Annotated in this window: 18 protein-coding genes; 14 read left to right on the top strand and 4 right to left on the bottom strand. The window is 38.4% G+C overall.

The window, feature by feature from the left end:
* Window positions 1–108 precede the first annotated feature (108 nt).
* The 5 genes from OQX63_RS04370 to OQX63_RS04350 all read left to right on the top strand — a co-directional run bounded on the left by OQX63_RS04370 (window position 109) and on the right by OQX63_RS04350 (window position 7,481).
* Window positions 109–1,137 (top strand): SAM-dependent methyltransferase, encoded by a 1,029-nt coding sequence (locus OQX63_RS04370; protein WP_265849664.1) that lies wholly within the window; start codon window positions 109–111, stop codon window positions 1,135–1,137.
* Window positions 1,138–1,286: 149 nt separating this feature from the next.
* Entirely contained in the window at window positions 1,287–2,531 is a 1,245-nt protein-coding gene (locus OQX63_RS04365) for an NAD(P)/FAD-dependent oxidoreductase (protein ID WP_265849663.1), read from the top strand.
* Window positions 2,532–2,778: 247 nt separating this feature from the next.
* Entirely contained in the window at window positions 2,779–3,591 is an 813-nt protein-coding gene (locus OQX63_RS04360) for a DUF1365 domain-containing protein (RefSeq protein WP_265849662.1), read from the top strand.
* A gap of 10 nt (window positions 3,592–3,601) precedes the next feature.
* The gene (locus tag OQX63_RS04355) at window positions 3,602–4,840 is read left to right on the top strand and encodes an SAM-dependent methyltransferase (RefSeq protein ID WP_265849661.1); all 1,239 of its coding nucleotides are present in this window, start codon (window positions 3,602–3,604) and stop codon (window positions 4,838–4,840) included.
* Between the two features lie 199 nt (window positions 4,841–5,039).
* Window positions 5,040–7,481 (top strand): outer membrane beta-barrel family protein, encoded by a 2,442-nt coding sequence (locus OQX63_RS04350; RefSeq protein WP_265849660.1) that lies wholly within the window; start codon window positions 5,040–5,042, stop codon window positions 7,479–7,481.
* A 199-nt stretch (window positions 7,482–7,680) separates the two neighbouring features.
* On the opposite strand, the gene OQX63_RS04345 is transcribed toward OQX63_RS04350, so the two are convergent.
* From OQX63_RS04345 to OQX63_RS04335, 3 genes are all read right to left on the bottom strand, one after another.
* Window positions 7,681–7,839: a hypothetical protein gene (locus tag OQX63_RS04345; protein ID WP_265849659.1), complete on the bottom strand. Its 159-nt coding sequence runs from the start codon at window positions 7,837–7,839 to the stop codon at window positions 7,681–7,683.
* Window positions 7,839–8,042 carry a DUF2683 family protein gene (locus OQX63_RS04340; protein WP_265849658.1) on the bottom strand — a complete coding sequence of 68 codons (204 nt, stop codon included), beginning with the start codon at window positions 8,040–8,042 and terminating at the stop codon, window positions 7,839–7,841. The genes OQX63_RS04345 and OQX63_RS04340 overlap by 1 nt, the downstream gene beginning before the upstream one ends.
* A gap of 106 nt (window positions 8,043–8,148) precedes the next feature.
* Window positions 8,149–9,783, bottom strand: a complete 1,635-nt coding sequence (locus OQX63_RS04335; protein WP_265849657.1) for an ABC transporter substrate-binding protein — start codon at window positions 9,781–9,783, stop codon at window positions 8,149–8,151.
* 46 nt (window positions 9,784–9,829) lie between these two features.
* On the opposite strand from OQX63_RS04335, the gene OQX63_RS04330 reads away from it, so the two are divergent.
* Window positions 9,830–10,282 carry a hypothetical protein gene (locus OQX63_RS04330; protein WP_265849656.1) on the top strand — a complete coding sequence of 151 codons (453 nt, stop codon included), beginning with the start codon at window positions 9,830–9,832 and terminating at the stop codon, window positions 10,280–10,282.
* A 173-nt stretch (window positions 10,283–10,455) separates the two neighbouring features.
* Here the strand turns inward: OQX63_RS04330 and OQX63_RS04325 are convergent, their stop codons facing one another.
* The gene (locus tag OQX63_RS04325) at window positions 10,456–11,793 is read right to left on the bottom strand and encodes a sigma-54-dependent transcriptional regulator (RefSeq protein WP_265849655.1); all 1,338 of its coding nucleotides are present in this window, start codon (window positions 11,791–11,793) and stop codon (window positions 10,456–10,458) included.
* 283 nt (window positions 11,794–12,076) lie between these two features.
* On the opposite strand from OQX63_RS04325, the gene OQX63_RS04320 reads away from it, so the two are divergent.
* The 8 genes from OQX63_RS04320 to OQX63_RS04285 all read left to right on the top strand — a co-directional run bounded on the left by OQX63_RS04320 (window position 12,077) and on the right by OQX63_RS04285 (window position 21,063).
* Window positions 12,077–12,688 carry an N-acetyltransferase gene (locus OQX63_RS04320; RefSeq protein ID WP_265849654.1) on the top strand — a complete coding sequence of 204 codons (612 nt, stop codon included), beginning with the start codon at window positions 12,077–12,079 and terminating at the stop codon, window positions 12,686–12,688.
* Between the two features lie 9 nt (window positions 12,689–12,697).
* Window positions 12,698–13,804 (top strand): M20/M25/M40 family metallo-hydrolase, encoded by a 1,107-nt coding sequence (locus tag OQX63_RS04315; RefSeq protein ID WP_265849653.1) that lies wholly within the window; start codon window positions 12,698–12,700, stop codon window positions 13,802–13,804.
* 92 nt (window positions 13,805–13,896) lie between these two features.
* Complete coding sequence (locus OQX63_RS04310; protein WP_265849652.1) at window positions 13,897–16,365, top strand: PIG-L family deacetylase; 2,469 nt, start codon at window positions 13,897–13,899, stop codon at window positions 16,363–16,365.
* 55 nt (window positions 16,366–16,420) lie between these two features.
* Window positions 16,421–16,642 (top strand): hypothetical protein, encoded by a 222-nt coding sequence (locus OQX63_RS04305; protein WP_265849651.1) that lies wholly within the window; start codon window positions 16,421–16,423, stop codon window positions 16,640–16,642.
* On the top strand, window positions 16,623–17,048 hold the full coding sequence (locus tag OQX63_RS04300) for a putative toxin-antitoxin system toxin component, PIN family (protein ID WP_265849650.1): 426 nt from the start codon (window positions 16,623–16,625) through the stop codon (window positions 17,046–17,048). The genes OQX63_RS04305 and OQX63_RS04300 overlap by 20 nt, the downstream gene beginning before the upstream one ends.
* 168 nt (window positions 17,049–17,216) lie before the next feature.
* Window positions 17,217–18,911 (top strand): sodium:solute symporter, encoded by a 1,695-nt coding sequence (locus OQX63_RS04295; RefSeq protein ID WP_265849649.1) that lies wholly within the window; start codon window positions 17,217–17,219, stop codon window positions 18,909–18,911.
* A gap of 259 nt (window positions 18,912–19,170) precedes the next feature.
* Complete coding sequence (locus tag OQX63_RS04290) at window positions 19,171–19,689, top strand: DUF2911 domain-containing protein (RefSeq protein ID WP_265849648.1); 519 nt, start codon at window positions 19,171–19,173, stop codon at window positions 19,687–19,689.
* A gap of 1,182 nt (window positions 19,690–20,871) precedes the next feature.
* Window positions 20,872–21,063, top strand: coding sequence for a hypothetical protein (locus OQX63_RS04285; protein WP_265849647.1), 192 nt, complete (start codon window positions 20,872–20,874; stop codon window positions 21,061–21,063).
* Window positions 21,064–21,282 lie beyond the last annotated feature (219 nt).

Below are 21,282 nucleotides of genomic sequence, written 5' to 3'. Positions count from 1 at the left end.
GAGGGCAGTACAATTTGCAAAACCATCAGCCACTTTACATCGTACATTAAGCATTTTCCATAATAAATTATCCATTAACCATCTTATATTATTCCATTTTACATTTACATGTGGTACGATAAACTTTTAGAAAACGACAAACTTCCAGATGCAGCTTTGCGTATAGGTATTAGAAAATTATGTAAACAGCGCCTGGATGATGAAACGTTGGGCGATGAAGAATTGCAGCAGGAAAAATTTATGGATCTGGTTACCGAGCTGAAGCAATCACCCATTGCAGTAAATACAGCCGATGCCAATGAGCAGCACTATGAGCTACCCACCGAATTTTTTCAGTACTGTTTAGGCAAAAATTTAAAATACAGCAGTGGTTACTGGAAACCAGGGGTTAAAGATATCGATACCTCGGAAGATGATATGCTGGCTTTAACCTGTAAAAGGGCCGATTTACACAGTGGACAGAATGTTTTAGAACTGGGCTGTGGCTGGGGATCGCTTTCATTGTATATGGCGGCTAAATTTCCGGAGAGTACTTTTACAGTGGTTTCGAATTCTGCAACTCAAAAAATCTTTATCGATGAAACGGCGAAGCAGCGTGGAATACAAAATTTAACGGTTTTAACTGCCGATATGAATACGTTTACCATTGCCGATACATTTGACAGGGTGGTATCTGTTGAAATGTTTGAACACATGCGAAACTATAAATTTTTGCTCAACAAGGTTGCCTCATTTCTGAAACCAGATGGGAAGTTATTCGTGCACATATTTACGCACAAAACCCTGGCATACAAGTTTGAGGTAATTGATGAAACCGATTGGATGAGTAAATACTTTTTTACAGGTGGGATTATGCCCTCTAATCACTTGTTTTTCTACTTTAACGACGACCTCAAAATCGATAAACATTGGGTGGTAAATGGAACTAACTATGGCAAAACTTCTGAAGCCTGGTTAAGCAACATGGATAAGCACAAAAAAGAAATCATGCCTATTTTAGAAACTACTTATGGTAAAGACCAGGCGGTGAAATGGTGGGTATACTGGAGGTTATTTTACATGTCTTGCGCAGAACTGTTCAATTACAATAAAGGAAACGAATGGATGGTATGCCATTATTTGTTCGAAAAGGTATAACCCGATGCGTCACCCTGAACTTGATTCAGGGTCTTTCTAACAGATGCTGACCACGAAGTAGCTACAAGGCGATTGAAAACACTATTTCTACTTGTAAAATAAATCCTATAGCTATCGGATCAGCATGACGATTAATCAAATCTATTACAATGAAAACACTCGCCATTATCGGCTCCGGAATAGCAGGCATGGGTTGTGCCCATAAACTGCAACATAAATATGATATAACCCTTTTCGAAGAGCTCGATTATATCGGTGGTCATACCAATACCATTACGCTCGAAGAAGATGGGCAACCCATTTACCTGGATAGTGGCTTTATGGTTTTTAACTATCAGACCTATCCAAACCTGACAGAAATGTTTGCCGAGATTGGTGCCCCGGTAATTAAAACAGATATGTCTTTCAGTGTACAGTTTTTGCCGAAAAAGTTAGAATATAGTGGCTCGAGCTTGAACCATCTTTTTGCCCAACGGAAAAATCTGTTTAATATTCCCTATTTAAAAATGCTGATGCAGATTAACCGCTTTAACAAACAAAGCGTAGAGATTTTGGATAAGCCTGAATATCAGGATTATTCGATCGGGCGTTTTTTTGAGGCATTTGGTTATAGTGAGGATATGCTTTGGCAATATTTGATTCCGATGAGTGCTGCAGTATGGAGTGCCCCGATGGAACAGATTTTGGATTTTCCCGCAGTTACACTGATCCGTTTTTTTAAAAATCACGGCTTTTTAGGTTTGGATACCCAGCATCAGTGGTACACGCTGCAAAATGGCAGTCAGGCTTACCGCGAGAAACTGATAGCACCATTCCGCGACAGAATCAAAATCAACAACAAAATTGTTTCCGTAAAAAGATTAGAGAATGGTAAAGTTGAAGTGGAAAATCAAAAAGGCGAGAAATTCGAATTTGATAAAGTAATTATGGCCAGTCATGCAGACCAGACTTTTGAAATTGTAAAAGATAAAACAGCTTTAGAAACTGAACTCCTTTCTAAATTTAAATACCAGCTAAACAAAGCCGTTGTACATACCGATGAAAAGCAGATGCCCGAAACCAAACTGGCCTGGAGCAGCTGGAATTACCGTGTAGAAAAACAGGGCGATAAATTATTTCCCAGTACCATTTACTGGATGAATAATTTACAGGGCGTTTCTAAAAAACAGAGTTATTTTGTTTCTATTAATCCAACAGGCACATTAAATCCTGAAAAGATCATTAAAGAAATCGATTACCACCATCCTTTATTCGATGTTCCGGCCATGCGGGCTCAGGAGCAATTGCACAGGCTAAACGAAACCGGTCCGGTATATTATTGTGGAAGTTATTTTAAATATGGTTTTCATGAAGATGCGTATAAAAGCGCAGTGGATTTATGCAGAGAGCTATAGCGTAGTTACGTCATTCCCAACTTGATTGGGAACCACGCAGTGCTCATCGAAGATAATCGTAATGCTTTTAGCCCAGCTTCTAAATTGCATTAAGATTTCCGCCTGCACGGGAATGATGGATCGTTTATCATAATTTGTCATCCTGAATGCAATGAAGGATCTTTTATAAAGATTCTTCGCTGCGCTCAGAATGACAATATATTAAGAGTGACAAATCAATAATAAAATTTTGTAAATTGTAATATTAATGCAAATCAACTCAAATATCTACACCGCAAAAGTGATGCACCACCGCTTGGCGCCCAAAAAACATTCTTTTTGGTACAGCGTGTATATGTTTTACATCGATCTGGATGAGTTGGATTTGCTTGCGAATAAACTGCGCTGGTTTAGCCGCAATAAATTTAACCTCTTTTCTTTTCGCGATGCTGAACACCTTCAGTTACCAAAGGAAAATCCCGATAAAACCAAAAATACACGTCAGCATTTAGAAGATTATTTAAAAGAGCATGGCGTTGATGGCGCCAGGCTTAAAATAAAACTCCTTACCAACCTCAATGTGCTGGGTTATAATTTTAATCCCGTTTCCTTTTATTATTGCTTTGATGAGCAGGGCAATCCGGTATGTTGTGTAGCCGAAATCAGTAATACCTACCGGGAAATGAAACTTTTTTTCTTTGGAAAAGATGAATTGCATGGTGATATATTTAAAAAAATCACTACCAAATATTTTTATGTTTCGCCGTTTATTGACCACGACGATTCTTTTGATTTTAAGTTAAAAGTGCCGGATAATAAACTGGATATTAAAATTGATGATATTGATAAGCACGGCAATCGCTTTTTTATCAGTACTTTAATAGGAGAGAAAAAGCCATTAACCAATGCTGCCTTACTTCGCTATTTTTTTTCTATACCCTTAATTCCGTTGCAGATCATGGGTATGATCCACTGGCAGGCCCTTAAACTTTGGATAAAAAAAATACCTTTTCATCCAAAAGCCAAAAACCCTGAGTTGCAACGCAACGTATATAAACCCTATAAACCACAAGTTAAATAGATTAAAGATTATGAATACGCTTACCGCTACCAAAACATCAAAAGGTTTTTTCGAAAGGGCTGTGCTGAGCGCACTTTCTAAAATGACATTAGGGAAATTGGAACTTTCATTGCCAAACGGCGAAACAGTGATTTTTGGAAACGGTGAACATAAAATTGAAGCACATATTCAGGTTAACCATTCCGATTTTTTTAAATCCATTGCACTTTATGGTGATATTGGTTTTGGTGAAGGCTATACCTCGGGTTTGTGGGATACTACAAATATTACCAACGTTATTAAATGGGTAATCCTTAATATTGAAAATGCGCCTTCGGTTACCGGGAGCAAGGTGAAATCCATTGCGCTGAATATTTTTAAATGGGTGAACAAAATCTACCACGTGCGCAGGGCTAATACTTTGGCCGGATCTCAGAAAAATATATCTGAGCATTACGATCTGAACAATGATTTCTTTGCTACTTTTCTGGATAAAACCATGACTTATTCAAGTGGTTACTTCAACCCTGAAGGTTTAAGTTTAGAAGAATCGCAATACGCCAAATACGATCGCCTGGCGAGGCAGTTAAAGATTAAGGCAACTGACCATGTGCTGGAAATTGGAAGTGGTTGGGGCGGTAATGCGATTTTCTTGGCCAAAAATTATGGATGTAAAGTTACCTCGGTTACCATTTCTAAAGAACAGCAAAAATTGGCTATGGAACGTGTAAACGCAGAAGGATTGGCCGATAAGGTTTCGGTTATTATCCAGGATTACCGCAAAATTGAAGGTGTTTTTGATAAAATCGTATCCATCGAAATGCTTGAAGCCGTAGGCCATCAATATTTAGAAACCTATTTCGAAAAATGCCAGCAGTTGTTAAAACCAGACGGGATTTTTGCCTTTCAGGTAATTACCTCTCCCGATTGTAGATATGACAAATTGAGAAGTGGTGTAGACTGGATTCAGAAGCATATTTTTCCGGGTTCGCTTTTACCTTCGGTAGCAGCCATAAACAAAGCTATAAATGAAACCGGCGATTTAACCATGGTTGATTTGAAAGATATGGGTTTGGATTATGCCCGTACACTTCATTTATGGTTTCTTGAATTCAATAAAAACCTCAATAAAGTAAAAGCTCTGGGCTTTGATGAAACCTTTATCCGCAAATGGAATTATTACCTGAATTATTGCGAAGCCGCTTTTGCCATGCGGAATATTAATGTCATGCAAATGGTTTATTCCAGACCTAACAATATTTCGAGGTAGGGAGGATGTGAAATGGAAGATGTAAGATGGAGAATGTGAAAATCCCATCTTCCATTATACATTTTACATTGCCAGTGTCTTTTACCGATGAAAGTTAGGTGTTTGCCGATTAATTAATAGAGTTGGTGTAAAAAGTATAGCGTATTATTGTAACAAAATGCAATTTGCGCAGACTAATTACTAAAGACAAACTCTTGAAATGAAAAAACTTTTACTATTAACTTTTATCCTTGGAATATTTTTTACTGCACACGCCCAGTTTCCTACTGGCGGACTTGGTGGAGGGCCTCAAAAATCAGCCGTTACCGGAAGGATTACTGCCACGATACTCGATTCATTAACTAAGAAGCCAATTGATTATGCAACGGTTTCTTTGATCAATGTAAAAAACAATAAATCAGTAAATGGTGGTGTAACCGACGAAAAAGGAAAACTAACCTTACAGAATGTTTCTCCTGATTCATATAAACTGATGATCGGTTTTATGGGCTATAAAACAAAATCTGTTTTGGTTACCACCACACCTTCTAAACCTGATAATAATATAGGTACCATTTATATTTCTGGATCAGAAAATACTTTGGCCGATGTACAGGTGCAAGGTACTAAAGCAATGATCGAAAATAAGGTAGACCGCATGGTGTACAATGCAGAGGCTGACGGAACAAATGCCGGTGGCGATGCAACCGATGTAATGCGGAAGGTGCCAATGCTCTCTGTTGATGCCAATGGTGATGTTCAGCTCCGTGGTGCAGCTGTGAGGGTCTTGATCAATGGAAAACCTTCTGGTACCATGGCTGCCAGTGTTTCTGATGCCTTAAAAATGATCCCTGCCGAGCAGATTAAAAGTGTTGAAGTAATTACCAGTCCATCAGCTAAATATGATGCAGAAGGTTCTGGCGGTATCATCAACATTATCACTAAAAAATCAAATGCCCAGGGGGTGAGTGGGAGTGTTAATGCTTCTGCAGGTACCCGCCAAAATAATGGCGCATTTAATTTAACTGCAAAAACAGGCCGTTTAAGTGTAAACACCAGTTTGGGTTCTAATTTCGCTTATGCACAAGATTCGAGAGTGGTAATCGTGAATAACACACAGTTAAATGCAGGTGGTTTCAATAATATTTCTCAGGATGGAATCTCAAGATGGAGCCGCAACGGACTTAATGGAAGTTTAGGTTTGGATTATGATTTTAATGCCTATAACAACATCAGTACAAATGTTAAATTAAATCGTTTCTCTAACGGCGGTCCAGGTTCGGCTACTTATATTATAAATAATTTGCCAGCTACCAATATCAGCAACATGGATATGACACGGAGCAATATGGACTGGAACGTAGATTACAAAAAAACGAGTAAAAAAGAAGGCGAGGAGTTTACAATTTCTGGTCAGCTTTCTACCGGACGTACACCTACAAGCTTTAGCAACCTGTTAACTTCGGCAGCTTTTCCTAATGGTGTGCTCACAGCCAGCGATAATACGGCTAAGAACAACGAATATACCGGACAAACAGATTATACCTATCCATTTACAAAATCGACTATTTTAGAAGTTGGTGCCAAAGGTATCTTCCGTAATGTAAAGAGCCAGTATGGATCCTCAGATAGAGATTTTGATTATAACCAGGATGTAGCCGCAGCTTATGGAGTAATCAGTTTCGATATTACCAAGAAAATTAAATTTAAAGGTGGTATAAGGGCTGAATACACTAAAATAGATTTTAATACACTAACCAGCGGTACAGAAAAAAATGATTATTTTAACTTATTCCCAAGCTTTATTGTCTCTCAGACTTTAAAGAAAGGTGGAACAGTTAAATTTAGCTATAACCGCAGGGTGCAGAGACCAAGTGAAAATTATTTAAATCCATTCAGAAACGAAAGTGATCAATTTAATATTCAACAGGGAAATCCGCAGTTAAGTCCAGAGTTAAGTCAGAATTTTGAATTGGGTTATTCAACTTTTGTTAAAGGGTCGGTAATTAATGCTTCTGTTTTTTATCGTCGTACCGGTGGCGTAATAGAAAGCTCGATATCACCTATAACTGAAAATAATATCACTAAAGTATTATCATCTTTTATCAATGTAGGTACTGCGCAAACTTATGGGGTTAACCTTTTTGGGTCTTACAATCCAAAACCGAAATGGACTTTGATGAGTAATATTTCTGCTAATACCTATGAGGTAACCAACAATGCAACCAATATTAGTACAGGTACATTTCTAAACTATAGCATTTTTGGCCGTTCGGCTTACGGTTTCGGTAAAGGCTATAATTTCGAGTTGTTTGGTGTGGCCACTTCAGCACGTAGAACCTATCAGGGTAAAACAGATCCTTTCTATTTTTATGGTGCATCAATTAAAAAGGATATCTTAAATAAAAAGGGAAGTATTGGTATTAACACTTTAAACCCTTTTACCAAAGACCTGCATATTAAAACTGAAAACAATTCAATCAATCCATTGGGTACTGTTTACCAAAGCAGTAATATTTATTATCCATTGCGTTCTTTTGGTATTAACTTTAGTTATTCATTCGGTAAGCTTAAGTTTACAGAGAAGAAAAAGATTAAAAATGATGATGTTAAGCAAGATCAGCAGCAAGGCGGTATGGGTGGAATACAACAGCAGCAATAAGAATATATAAGTAAATAGTTCAGGCCTCCCGATCAAAAAACGGGAGGCTTTTTAGTTTAAGATTTACTTAAATACTATTGGCTCTTGCAGATTATTCCAAAAAAATAAGATGTGAATAGAATTATTATTGACACGATAAAAGATTGAAGTTTGTTTTGTAATCAGACCAATCCTAACATTTACCTCAAATGAGGATTCCTTAAACATATATGGTTGTTCCGAAATTAATTTTATTGTTTTTTCCGTTTTTTTTGATAAACTTATCAGCTACATGATCGCCAAATTTCTGTTGTATAAAAATATAAACTGAAGTAATGGTTTCTTTTGCTCTTTTTGTATAAAAAATATTTAAAGCCATTATTTGCCAATCATATCCTTTATGCCTGTGTAGGGGGTTAAATCGCCTGAATCGGCTTGTTTCAAAGATTCTTTAATGCCATCTTTTACCCGTTGAGGTATTACCTCACTTTTTTGTTCAAAAGTGATTTTCATCGCTTTTATCACTGCTTTCAAAGCAGTAAGCTGCTCTTTATTTTCAGGGTAAACAATTAATGCATCCATATTCAAAATTAAAGATAATTATTGCCATTAACAATAAAGCCTCGTTATTCTATAATCAAACAAATGTTACGCTTTAGAAGAAAAAAGGTAAAGTAATGTCTGTTTTTCAGATTTTTCTTACCCTTTTTAAAATCATCAGGCTTAACGGATTAAAAGAATAGCCACTAATATTGTTATGCAGCATTACAACCGATTGATCGTAGAATAAAGGAACAACCGGAGCATAATCCATTACCATTTGGTCCATTTTTCGGTATAGTTCAAAGCGTTTTTCGTTGTCGGTTTCATAGTAACTTTTCTCGAACAGCTGATCAAATTCCTTATTGTAGAAAGCGGTATAATTTGGTCCGTAGGGCACTTTGTTTTTGGAGTAGAACATAGAAAGGAAATTCTCTCCATCTCCATAATCGGCCAGCCAGGAACCACGAAAAAAGTTGACGCTATTTTTCGACATCAGATCCCGAAGACTGGCGCTTGGGCTTACGTCAATTTTAACTTTAATACCTACGGCAGTAAGCTGGCCCTGAATAAATTCGATCAGATCTTTATAAGTGGTAGTGGTATTTAAGGTTACCTCTTCCATCCCTTTACCTTCCGGGAAACCAGCTTCCGCTAAAAGTTTGGCTGCAAGTTTAGGGTTGTAGGCATATCCCCGAACAGCCAGGCTATCGAAACCGGGCATGCCTTTAGGTATAAAACCAGATGTAGCCGAAACACCAATGCCATTTCTCAGGTATTTAATCAAACGGTCGCGGTCTATCGCATAATTAATAGCCTGTCTGATTTTTTTTAAGCGTAATGGCGATTTCTTCACGATCGATAGACTGGTATCGACCAAAATACCAACATATTCAGTGCATAGGTAAGGGCTTTTGGTAAGCGTAAATTTCCCTTTATACTTTGAGGTCATTTTTCCGCTTTTGGTTAGGATATCATCGCGATAACTGCCATCTACATTATAGTAAAAATCCAGATCCTTTTTCAAAAAACTCATAAAACCACTCTGCTTATCGGTAATGAAACTGGCTTTTACGGCATCAAGATAAGGTAATGCCTTTCCTTTGGCATCTTTTTCAAAATAATGATCGTTTTTTAACAGTACCAGTATTTCGCCTTCTTTCCAATATTTAAATCTAAAGGGGCCGGTACCCACCGGATGACTTCTGAAATCTTTCCCATAATGTTCTACCACTTCTTTAGGTACAACAGAGCAATATTGGGTGGTGAGCAAACTCATGAAGGGTGGGAAAGGGCGCACCAGTTTAATCTGGAAAGTCGAATCATTCAGCGCAGTAAAATTGCTTTTATCCTTTACCTTATCGCTAAAAATCCACCCGCCTGATGAAGCCACTTTAGGATCGATCAACCGATAAAAACTGTACACAAAATCGCTCGCAACTACTTTCCTGCCTTTTCCGTTTTTAAAGATGGGATCATCATGAAAGTAAACATCGTTACGCAGGTTAAAAGTATAAGTAAGTGCATCTTCCGAAACCTGCCAACTTTTGGCGATGCAGGGAAGGGTTTGCAGCGATGAATCGATCTGTACTAAACCATTAAAAATCTGGTTGGTCATCCAGATGGCATTCTGGTTGCGTGCAAAAGCCGGATCAATTGAAGTTAAACCCTGATCGAGATTGATATTGAATACTTTTTTGTCGCGATAATCAGCCTTTTCCTTACATGAAACGAAGATGATTACACAAAAAAACCAAAATATATATTTAAATGAGCCTCTCATGCGATCAGGAATGTTATTTTTGCACAAATTAATAAATTTAATGCAGATGTCTTTTTTAAACGATTTATTTATTGGCCTCGATGAAGCTAAACAGGAAGAATTGCAGGAGCGTTTAGATTTAGTAGAGCACAAGATTAAATTTATGGATAAAATGCCTGTAGCCTGTATAGATGCTGGTAATTATCCAGGCTATTTGTTGTCAGAAGAAATTGCATTGGCAGGAGGCATGTTAGAAGCCGATATTTTAAGTGCTGTTTTCATCATTTATTATCAGCCGGGCAAAACGCTTAACGATTTAATGCGGGAAGTGCCTTCGGTATTGGATACTGATTGGCCAGCCGTAAAAAACAACCGCATTATTTTATTGAACGATGATGTAGAACGTGAGCGGACTGCCGAAAATGCTGTTTCCCTGATAGAAGATATTGCAGAAATGCTGCACCCGGGTTCCTTTATTTTTGGGCATGAAGGTGATAAGTGGATCAGGTTTGGCGCTTAGGATGTGAGATCTGAGACGTTAGATCTGAGATGTGAGACGAAAATTGCAACTTATACCATTCCAACTTTAAGCCTTTCAACACTTATCGGCTAAATATAGTATCTATTAGATTATAACATCATACATTACACGTATTGCCTGGCCAGGTTTATGCATCATAAACCTTCCATCCTTCAAATCTCCCTAATCTGATACTCTTCTATTTTTCGGTAAAGTGTGGTCAAACCGATTCCCAATAACCTGGAAGTTTCTGTTTTGTTCCCTTTGGTATGGATCAGTACCTTTTGAATGTGCTGTTTTTCTATTTGTTGCAGGTTATAATCGTTTTCTATTGGGGTAAATTCAAAGAATTCTGGTGGGAGGGCCGTTGCGCTTAACACATCGCCATCTGATAAAATAACTAAACGCTCAATGATGTTTTTTAACTCACGGATATTTCCTTTCCAACTATGACTGCTCAATATGGATAAAATTTTATCGTCCATTTTTGGTGCTGATCGATTCACCTTATTGGCAAATTCTTTCAGGTAGTAGGCAGCCAGTGCAGGAATATCGGCTTTACGCTCGCGGAGTGGGGGCAAAGTAATGGTGAAAACAGAAAGGCGATAATACAGATCTGACCGGAATTTTCCTGATAATGCATCAGCTTTTAAATCTTTATTGGTGGCGGCTAAAATGCGAACGTTTACCTGTTGCGTTTGGGTATCGCCAACTTTGATAAAAGTCTGGCTTTCCAGAACACGTAATAATTTTGCCTGTAAATCGAGGTTCATCTCACCAATTTCATCTAGCAGCAGCGTGCCACCATTGGCTTCTTCCAATAACCCTTTTTTGTCTTTATTGGCACCTGTAAAGGCTCCGGCTTTATATCCGAATAATTCGCTTTCCAATAAATCTGGACTAAAACCACTACAGTTTAGCGCTACGAATGGTTTTGTTGCCCTAAGGCTTTCATAATGAATAGATTGTGCGAAAACTTCTTTTCCTGTTCCGGTTTCGCCAAGCAACAAAACCGTGGTATCGGTTGTGCTTACTTTTTTTGCGAGATCAATAGCTTCTTTTAATGTTTTAGATTGACCGATAATGGTATCAAAGCTATGTTTCCTGGAGATTTTGTTTTCGAGATCAGAAACCCTGCGCTGCAGATTAGATTTGTCCATTGCTTTGTACAAAAGCGGAATAATTTTTTCGTTATCGTCGCCTTTTACAAGATAATCAAATGCGCCATTTTTAATGGCCAAAACCCCATCAGCAATGGTTCCGTAGGCAGTGAGGTTAATAATTTCTACGTAAGGTTTTATGGCCTTAATATCTTTAACCAACGCAACGCCATTTACATCTGGAAGCTTTACATCGCTGATGACAATACTTACATCATTACTTTTTAAAAGTTTGAGTCCTTCTTTTCCGGTATTGGCTTGTAAGGTTTTAAAGCCTTCAAGTTCTATAATCCTGGAAAGTAAACTGCAAATTTTCTTTTCATCATCAATGATGAGGACCATCCCATTCATAGGTTAAAATTATGCTGCAATATTAACAATAAATATACCGAATAGTTAACGATTGTAATAATTCGGACTTTCCGGCTTAGGTCGAAACTTAATCGATGAAGCTAGGCATAAAAATAACTTTTCAATATGGTAAAAAGCCTTTCAAAATGGTAGGATATTCTTTCTGCTTAACATAATGTTATTTGTTTTTTTTAAATTTTAATACTGATAGACAGTGTTTTATGTTTTTTATCTCTCTGTGGGTATCGCTTTTGATGACTGGCAGATATGAAATTTTATTAAAATGAACAATTCAATAATTTTTGTCAGGATAGCAACCAGTGCAGATGCAAAATATGCAGATGAAATAGTAGCAGAAACACAAAGCTCCGCATTGTTAAGAGGTTCAGGCATTTCGAAAAGAACGCCTGCTTCTGTTGTTGAAAAAATAAATGCCGGAAAAGCTGTTATTGCCGTAACTGCCGCTGGCGAATGGGTTGGCTTTTCGTATTTAGAAGGCTGGCAGAAAAATGCCTTCATTTCCAATTCAGGATTAATCGTTGCACCTAAATTTAGAAACTCTGGCGTTGCCAAAAGTATTAAAAACCGGATTTTCAGTCTCTCTCGTCGCTTATATCCCGAAGCCAAAATATTCAGTATTACCTCTGGCGCAGCCATTATGAAAATGAATAGTCAACTGGGGTTCGAGCCCGTAACCTTTGCACAAATCACTCAGGATACAGCCTTTTGGGAAGGTTGCAAAAGCTGTGTTAACTATACTATCCTCGAAAGCAAAAATAAAAGTAACTGTTTATGCACGGCCATGTTATTCAGTCCGGCACATATCGATCAAATTATCGCCAGTGCAGAAAATACCCTTAAATTGAAAAAAGACCTAAACCTTAAAAGCATTTAATACATTGCTATGAATACTGTAGAAAAACAACTGATCATCAGCCATCCTGATTTAAATCTATTATATAACGGAGCAATAGAACTTTTGTCTGCTTTAATTGCTATACCATCTTTTAGTGGCTCAGAGCAGGGCACTGCCAATGAAATAGAGGCGCATATGGCTAAACATGGCATTAGTACTATCCGTAAAAACAATAATGTATGGTGTTATAATAAGTATTTCGACCACGCAAAACCGACTATTCTCCTCAACTCGCACCACGATACCGTAAAACCAAATGAGCAATATACATTAGATCCTTTCCGTGCCATCATTGATGATGAAAAAATACATGGCTTGGGCAGTAACGATGCAGGTGCTTCACTGGTGTCGCTTATTTCTACGTTTATTTATTTTTACGAATCGACTGATCTTGCTTTCAATTTATGTTTGGCGGCCACTGGCGAAGAAGAAAATTCGGGTTTAAATGGCATCAGGAGTATATTGAATGACCTTAAACCCATTTCTTTTGCCATCGTTGGCGAACCAACAGGTATGCAAATGGCCATTGCAGAAAAAGGTTCGATGGTAATTGATTGTACAGCCAAAGGCAGATCAGGACATGCCGCACGTGAAGAAGGCGATAATGCCATTTATAAAGCGATTAAGGATATCGATTGGTTTTCACATTTTCAGTTTCCGATTGAAGACCATTTACCTGCGCCGGTTAAAATGACTGTTACAGAAATAAATGCATGTTTACAACATAATATTGTACCAGGAGAATGCCATTTTACGGTCGATATCCGTTTCGATCACAATTATACCCCACGCGAGATTCTAAATGTCATCATCAACCATACCATAAGCAGTTTTAACGTACGCCCTAATGTACTCCATCCTTCCAACATCGACGTATTACATCCGCTGGTAGTGGCAGGGTTGGCGCTTGGCAGAAAAACCTATGTTTCCCCTACCAGTTCCGATCAGGGTTGGCTAACGGTGCCTTCTGTAAAAATGGGACCGGGAGAATCAGCCAGATCGCATACAGCAGATGAGTTTGTGCTGATTGAAGAAATTGAAGAAGGGATAACACTCTATATCCATCTGCTCGAATCTGTTTCTAAAAGACTGTAAATCGGATAAACGCCATTTTTGTACCTTTTTCGTTTCGGAGGCACTAAAATAAAAGCATTTTGAGCATATTTGAATTTCGCAAAACAAATAATATGTTCAAAAGATTAACTGCCATATTTACCCTATGCTTAACGGTAATGTGCTGTGCGGCGCAACAGGTTCGTCCAGCAAAATCTTCCGAGATTTATAGAGAACTCAAAACCTTAAAACACCTGCCCAAGGTTTTGTATCTGGCAGCCCATCCGGATGATGAAAATACGGGTTTACTGTCGTGGTTAATTAACGATCAGCATGTAGAAACCGCTTATTTGTCGCTAACCAGGGGAGATGGCGGGCAAAACCTTTTGGGTACCGAACAAGGCGCGGCATTGGGCTTGATCAGAACACACGAACTTTTGGAAGCCCGTAGATTAGACGGTGCGCAACAATTTTTTACCAGGGCGATTGATTTTGGCTTCTCTAAAAATACCAACGATACCTTTAAACAGTGGGATGCCGATAGCATTACCGCAGATGTGGTTTGGGTAATCAGAAAATTCAGGCCTGATGTAATTATCTGCCGTTTCCCGCCCACTGCTGCTGCCGGTCACGGACAACATGCAGCTTCTGCAGTTGTTGCTGAGAAAGCATTTAAAGCGGCTGCCGATAAAAATATGTTTCCTGAACAGCTGAAATATGTTGCCGTTTGGCAGCCAAAAAGATTGTTGTGGAATACTTTTAGGTTTGGTGGTGTGAATACAACAGCTGAAAACCAATTAAAGGCAACCGTTGGGCAGTATGATGCTCAATTGGGCATGGGTTATGGTGAATTAGCAGGATTAAGCAGGAGTTTGCATAAAAGTCAGGGGGCAGGAACACAGTCTGTGGCCGGTGTACGTACCGAATATTTTAGCAATGTTTTGGGTGATCCGGCCAAAAGAACGCTTTTTGATGGCTTAAACATGAACTGGTCTGATAAAGGTATAGCTGATATTGATGAACTGATTGATATTGTATTATTATCTTTTAATTACAATCAGCCTGATAAAAGCCTGCACGGACTGTTGATGCTAAGAAAAAAAATTGCAGAATTGCAGGATGTTGCACTAAGAAAGGATAAACTGGCTGCTATTGATAACATCATTTTAAGCAGCGCAGGTTTTATGGGCGAGGTGGTCACTAATCAACCTGAAGCAATTGCAGGCAACAGTTATAATTTCCGGTTAAACCTCATCTCAAGATCGGCTACTCCAGTAAAAGTAGAAAGTGTAAACTGGTTAAACCAAACAGATAATTTAAATAGAACGCTGGCAAACGATTCGCTGATTACCATTGAACGTAAAATCCAGATTCCGGCAGATGCTTCGCCTACTGAACCTTATTGGCTAGCTAAGCCGGCAAAAAATGCGGCAACATTTAGCGTGGTAAATGATACATTGATCGGCCTTCCGGAAATGCAATCACCTATAAATGTATTGTTATCGCTGAAAATAGAATCAGAAAAATTTGCGGTTAGATTGCCATTATCCTATAAAAAATTAGATCCTGTTAAAGGTGATGTTGTTGAGGCGCTGAGGATTATCCCGGTGCTTGATTTAAGTTTCACCGAACCTGTTTATTTTGCTAAAGAAAAAGAAGCTTTAAATGTTAGCCTTCGCTTAAAGGCCAATAAGAACATTAATTACGGCAAAATTACTTTTAAAATTGGGAACCAGGTTGTAAAAACCTTCCAGGGCATTAACCTGGCCGAGAATACGGTTAATACTATGAATTTCCTTATCCCAGTTGAAGATTTAGCTAAAATTAAAACCAGCCAGAATAAATTAGAAGCAGTTTTTTCATCAGAAACAAATGAATATTCAAAAGGGCAGGTGTTAATTCAATATCCGCATTTGCCAACCCTCCAGTATTTTGTTCCGGCCACTACCTGGTTAATTAAGGGAGACATAAAAGTATTGGCGAAAAAAATTGGCTACATTGAAGGGGCAGGAGACCTCATCCCCGAGTTTTTAAGACAGGCAGGTTTACAGGTTGACGTACTGACAGAAGCAGATATCTTAAGCCCGGCAAAATTAGCAAGTTACGATGCTGTGGTAACAGGCGTAAGGGTAATCAATACCGAGAAAAGAATTAAAAACTGGCAAACTGCGCTACGTAATTATGTAGAAAATGGCGGAACCATTGTAATGCAGTACAATACCACGCAGGATATGGCGCTTCAGGATTTTGGCATTTATCCTTTTAGTATAAGCGGTAAAAGGGTAACTGAAGAAAATGCAGCGGTCAAGTTTTTAAAACCCGACCATAAATTACTGAACTATCCAAATAAAATCACTGCTGAAGATTTTAAAGGCTGGGTGCAAGAAAGGGGCGCTTACTTCCCCGATCAATGGGATGCTAAATATGAACCGCTTTTCGAAATGCACGATACTGACGAGGAACCGCTTCAGGGATCAACCCTATATGCTAAATATGGTAAAGGGAATTTCATTTATACACCGCTGGCATTTTTTAGGCAATTACCTGCCGGAAATGTTGGTGCAGCCAGGTTGTTTTTTAACTTTTTATCAGCGGGAAAGTAATCAAACTATAAATAGTGATCAAGGAAAATTAGGTTTTTTTCATTAAATTTGATTTATGGATACCATTAGAATTAACATATTAAATCCCAAAGCCACAAAGCTATTGAAAGATTTGGCAGCTTTAAATCTCATTGCTATTCAAGATGTTTCCAAAAATGGATTTGCAGAGGTATTGAAAAAACTACGTTCCAAATCTCAAACCATCCCTACATTCGAAGAAATAACAAATGAAGTAGAGTTGGTTAGGTCTAAACGTTATGCCAAGTTCGAAAAGTAGGATCATTCTAGATATTAATCTTTGGATTAGCTTTCTAATCTCAAAAGATTTTTCCAAGCTTGATGAAATAATTTTCTCGAAGAAGAGCATTTTAATCTTTAGCAAAGAACTATTAGAAGAATTTATTGAAGTTGTTAAGCGCCCAAAGTTTAGGCGTTATTTTGCTCAAACAGACATTGAAGAATTACTTGAAACTATAGATGAATATGGAGAATTCATTGTAGTCAAATCTAGAATTGAAATTTGTCGGGATGCAAAGGACAATTTTTTACTTTCACTTGCAGTTGATGGGAAAGCTGACTTCTTATTAACTGGAGATCAAGATTTATTGATGATAGAGAAGATCGGCAATACAAATATTAAAACAATTTCATCATTTTTTGAAGATGAGGTTAACAAAATATAACGGATCAGGAACTTTTGAATGTCGTTGTTGTTTTGTGATCTGATTTTTCAGAATGCTGTCCTTAAAAATGAAAAACCAATTTAAAAACTGGAATACCTGGTACATCCTTTTGGCACTTGCACTGGTATTTCAGCTTGTATTTTATTATTTGTTTACTAAATTCTGGGCATGAGTAATATCGATTGGGCCGTATTGATATTTACGCTGCTTGCTGTGGTAACCTATGGCGTTTTTATTGGTCGAGGGCAAAAAAGCAATGCTTCCTATTTAAAGGCTGATAATAAAATGCCCTGGTACATTGTGTTGCTGGGTATTATGGCTACACAGGCCAGTGCCATTACTTTTTTATCAGCACCAGGGCAGGCTTATACGGATGGCATGCGTTTCGTGCAGTATTATTTTGGTTTGCCATTGGCCATGATTGTCATCTGCATTACTTTCATCCCCATTTTTCAACGGTTAAATGTATATACGGCTTACGAATATTTAGAGAACCGTTTTGATAAAAAAACGAGGGTTTTAACGTCATTGTTATTCCTGTTTTCTCGTGGATTATCAACCGGCATCAGTATTTATGCACCGAGTATTATCCTCTCAAGTGTTTTAAACTGGAATATTTATTTAACCAATATCCTTACCGGCGGCATTTTATTGATTTATACCTATGTTGGTGGTGCAAAGGCAATTGCACATACACAGAAGCTACAGTTTTTAATTATACTAGGTACCATGGCCTTCGCCGGATATCTTTTGGTGCAAAACATGCCAAATGGAATCGGATTTAAAGACGCACTTTACCTGGCCGGGAAATCGGGTAAACTGAATGTAATCACTACGGATTTCGATTGGAAGGATAAATATAATATCTGGAGCGGTTTAATTGGCGGATTTTTTCTGGCGCTTTCTTACTTCGGTACAGATCAGAGTCAGGTTGGAAGATACATTACCGCCAAAGATAATACCAATGCTAAAATGGGATTATTACTAAACGGACTGGTTAAAATCCCGATGCAATTTGCGATCCTCTTAATCGGCGCATTATTGTTTGCTTTTTTCTCTTTAAAACCGGCTCCGATTTATTTCAATGAACGATCCTACCAGTATTTAAAAGAAACTCAGCCTCAGCAAGCCGTAGCTTTTGAAAAAGAACACAATGCCTTAGCGCAGAAATTTAACCAGCTATCAAAAAATATCCTTGCTGAAAAGGAAAAACATTCACCATCTCTAAATTCTTCGATAGCAGATTTTAATTCGACCCAAAAACAGGTAAAGGAACTGCATGGTCGGGTAGAAGAGGCCATAAACAAATCGAATTACAATGCAGAGAAAACCGATACCAACTATATTTTTCTATACTTTGTGAAAAATACCCTTCCGGTCGGGATGATCGGGATGCTTTTCGCTGTCATATTTTTGGCCAGTTGGGGTTCTATTTCGGCCGCGTTAAATTCGCTGGCTGCCTGTTCTTTAAAAGATGTACATCTTATTTTTAGCAAAAAAGAAGTAGACGACCAAACGGAATTAAAATACAGCCGTTTGCATACTTTAGGCTGGGGCATTTTTTCAATAGCTGTTGCCATGTTTGCCACACAAATGGGATCCTTAATAGAAGCTGTTAATGTGTTAGGCTCACTTTTTTATGGGCCAATTCTAGGTATTTTTCTGGTTGCTTTTTATTTTAAAAAGATAAAAGGCTCCTTGGTTTTCATTGCAGCGATCCTGTCTGAAATTGTAGTGGTTGCTATATACAAGTTCGATATTGTTTCCTTTTTGTGGCTTAACGTAATTGGTGCTGCCGCAGTAATTGCTTTTTCACTAATAGGCTTATTGTTTTACAGGCCGAAGGTAATTGTAAGCGAATAAGCTTAACTGTCTTTGGTATTCCGCAGAACGCTACGGATGTAAGATTGGATAAGCGTTGCTGACTCGCTTTTTAGCATTGAGTTGTAACTCAATATTATTCATTAATCCGTAGAGACGCTACGCTTAACTCTACGGACAGAATCTAATGAGCTACTGCCCTTATCGTCATTCCCATATCAATTTCTTAAAGGTTATTGTTTTATCGCGTTAAAGCCATAAATTCGTAAAACAAAAAAACAACAAAAACAGATATAATACTATGAAAACGATGATTAAATCAATCGCGTTGCTATTTACAGCGATTACCATTTCTGTAAGTGCAATGGCACAAGATGCGCAGCCTAAACCGAGTCCGGCAGCAACTGCAACGGGAAAAGTTAAAGGTGCAACCATTACAATTAATTACAGCAGTCCGGCAGTTAAAGGACGCAAAATTTGGGGCGGTTTAGAAGCCTTTGATAAAGTGTGGCGTGCAGGTGCAAACGAAGCTACTACTTTCGAAACCGATAAAGATATCATGGTAGAAGGTAAACCTTTGGCAGCAGGAAAATACAGCTTCTTTTTAATCCCTAAAGAAAGCGGAACCTGGACAGCTATCTTTAACAAAGAACCAAAACAATGGGGTGCTTACAAATACGAAGAAGCTAAAGATGCTTTACGTGTAGATGTTAAAACCAAAGCCTTAAAAGCAACACAAGAGCGTTTGGTTTATAAAATTACCAAAAGCGGTTTTGCTTTAGAATGGGATAAAATTTCTGTTCCGGTTAATATCAAATAACTAAATAAAATTATTGAGAGCCGTCCCAGTTTAATATTTGGGATGGCTTTTTTATGCCCTTTTTAAAGGGGAAGGAACTTCTTTTTGTGCACAGGCATTGCGCTCCAAATGGCATGAGTTTTTTAGGATTGGGAAATGAATGGCCGGTGGTGCTTGGAGGTTAACAGCCCCGCTTTCGCTTATAGTCCTCGCTACGCTCCGGGCTATTCCGCTTAATCGGGTTTAGGAACAAAGGTTGGTGCTCATTGTACCCAACAAACGGAACACTAAGGTAGCCACCTGGCCCAGGTTGCAGCGTTACCCTGCAGCAACGAGGAACGAGGCAGCGAAGCGTAAAAGCGGAAAACGGGAAGGAACTTCTTTTTGTGCACAGGCATTGCGCTCCAAATGGCATGAGTGTTTTAGGATTTGGAAATGAATGGCCATTGGTGCTTGGAGGTTAACAGCCCCGCTTTCGCTTATAGTCCTCGCTACGCTCCGGGCTATTCCGCTTAATTGGGTTTAGGAACAAAGGTTGGTGCTCATTGCAACCCAACAAATGGAACACTAAAGTAGCCACCTGGCCCAAGTTGCAGCGTTACCCGGCAGCAACGAGGAACGTGGCAGCGAAGCGTAAAAGCGGAAAACGGGAAGGAACTTCTTTTTGTGCACAGGCATTGCGCTCCAAATGGCATGAGTGTTTTAAGATTGGGAAATGAATGGCCATTGGTGCTTGGAGGTTGACAGCCCCGCTTTCGCTTATAGTCCTCGTTACGCTCCGGGCTATTCCGCTTAATCGGGTTTAGGAACAAAGGTTGGTGCTCATTGCAACCCAACAAATGGAACACTAAAGTAGCCACCTGGCCCCGGTTGCAGCGTTACCCCTGCAGCAACGAGGAACGAGGCAGCGAAGCATAAAAGCGGAAAAACGGGAAGTAACTTCTTTTTGTGCACAGGCATTGCGCTCCAAATGGCATGCGTGTTTTAGGATTGGGAAATGAATGGCAAGTAACGAATATAATTAGTATACAAAAGCTTTATGGAATTTTGGTCAAGGCATACTTAAAATTATATTGTTTGATATCGCAGTTAAAGTTTTTTTACTTAAACTGGATTTCAAGCCTGAAAAATAATTTAAAAAATTTAATAAATATGGCAAACTAATTCCCCGTATTACTGTTGTTCTAGTATAAATTTAAGATCATGGCACCTTTAAAATTAAGCGAAGAACAGCATGCTACATTAAGCAATAGAAACACATTAGAACAAGTTAACGAACAACCTTTAGAACTTCACCCAGAAGCATATAAAGTAAAAGGCCCGTCGCCGCATAAAATGAAGACGGTATCGTCATCATTGCGGAACTATGCTCATGGTTTGTACGGATTGTTGTAAGAAACGCCTCCTAAAAATCTCATCATACCAGATTATATAAAGCAGCCAGATTTTGAAAAAATTGGCTGCTTTTTTATCTTAATAAACTGTAGATCTATTTTACATATTATCGTTCCAAACAGTTTTGCGTTAGTGAAAGTAATCAATGACCTCGCGTTGCAAAACAGATGCTGAAATAAGTTCAGCACCACGTAACGCGGGATCAGACATGGTAAATTC

This window comes from Pedobacter sp. PF22-3, assembly GCF_026239555.1.
In the GTDB taxonomy this organism is placed as follows: Bacteria; Bacteroidota; Bacteroidia; order Sphingobacteriales; family Sphingobacteriaceae; genus Pedobacter.
This window is presented reverse-complemented; position numbering and strand designations above follow the sequence as displayed.

What these genes read in the sequence shown, in the direction of transcription:
- OQX63_RS04370 (WP_265849664.1), top strand. Translation starts at nt 109, where the DNA reads ATGTGGTACGATAAACTTTTAGAAAACGACAAACTTCCAGATGCAGCT.
- OQX63_RS04365 (WP_265849663.1), top strand. Translation starts at nt 1,287, where the DNA reads ATGAAAACACTCGCCATTATCGGCTCCGGAATAGCAGGCATGGGTTGT.
- OQX63_RS04360 (WP_265849662.1), top strand. Translation starts at nt 2,779, where the DNA reads ATGCAAATCAACTCAAATATCTACACCGCAAAAGTGATGCACCACCGC.
- OQX63_RS04355 (WP_265849661.1), top strand. Translation starts at nt 3,602, where the DNA reads ATGAATACGCTTACCGCTACCAAAACATCAAAAGGTTTTTTCGAAAGG.
- OQX63_RS04350 (WP_265849660.1), top strand. Translation starts at nt 5,040, where the DNA reads ATGAAAAAACTTTTACTATTAACTTTTATCCTTGGAATATTTTTTACT.
- OQX63_RS04345 (WP_265849659.1), bottom strand. Translation starts at nt 7,839, where the DNA reads ATGGCTTTAAATATTTTTTATACAAAAAGAGCAAAAGAAACCATTACT.
- OQX63_RS04340 (WP_265849658.1), bottom strand. Translation starts at nt 8,042, where the DNA reads ATGGATGCATTAATTGTTTACCCTGAAAATAAAGAGCAGCTTACTGCT.
- OQX63_RS04335 (WP_265849657.1), bottom strand. Translation starts at nt 9,783, where the DNA reads ATGAGAGGCTCATTTAAATATATATTTTGGTTTTTTTGTGTAATCATC.
- OQX63_RS04330 (WP_265849656.1), top strand. Translation starts at nt 9,830, where the DNA reads ATGTCTTTTTTAAACGATTTATTTATTGGCCTCGATGAAGCTAAACAG.
- OQX63_RS04325 (WP_265849655.1), bottom strand. Translation starts at nt 11,793, where the DNA reads ATGAATGGGATGGTCCTCATCATTGATGATGAAAAGAAAATTTGCAGT.
- OQX63_RS04320 (WP_265849654.1), top strand. Translation starts at nt 12,077, where the DNA reads ATGAACAATTCAATAATTTTTGTCAGGATAGCAACCAGTGCAGATGCA.
- OQX63_RS04315 (WP_265849653.1), top strand. Translation starts at nt 12,698, where the DNA reads ATGAATACTGTAGAAAAACAACTGATCATCAGCCATCCTGATTTAAAT.
- OQX63_RS04310 (WP_265849652.1), top strand. Translation starts at nt 13,897, where the DNA reads ATGTTCAAAAGATTAACTGCCATATTTACCCTATGCTTAACGGTAATG.
- OQX63_RS04305 (WP_265849651.1), top strand. Translation starts at nt 16,421, where the DNA reads ATGGATACCATTAGAATTAACATATTAAATCCCAAAGCCACAAAGCTA.
- OQX63_RS04300 (WP_265849650.1), top strand. Translation starts at nt 16,623, where the DNA reads ATGCCAAGTTCGAAAAGTAGGATCATTCTAGATATTAATCTTTGGATT.
- OQX63_RS04295 (WP_265849649.1), top strand. Translation starts at nt 17,217, where the DNA reads ATGAGTAATATCGATTGGGCCGTATTGATATTTACGCTGCTTGCTGTG.
- OQX63_RS04290 (WP_265849648.1), top strand. Translation starts at nt 19,171, where the DNA reads ATGAAAACGATGATTAAATCAATCGCGTTGCTATTTACAGCGATTACC.
- OQX63_RS04285 (WP_265849647.1), top strand. Translation starts at nt 20,872, where the DNA reads ATGGCACCTTTAAAATTAAGCGAAGAACAGCATGCTACATTAAGCAAT.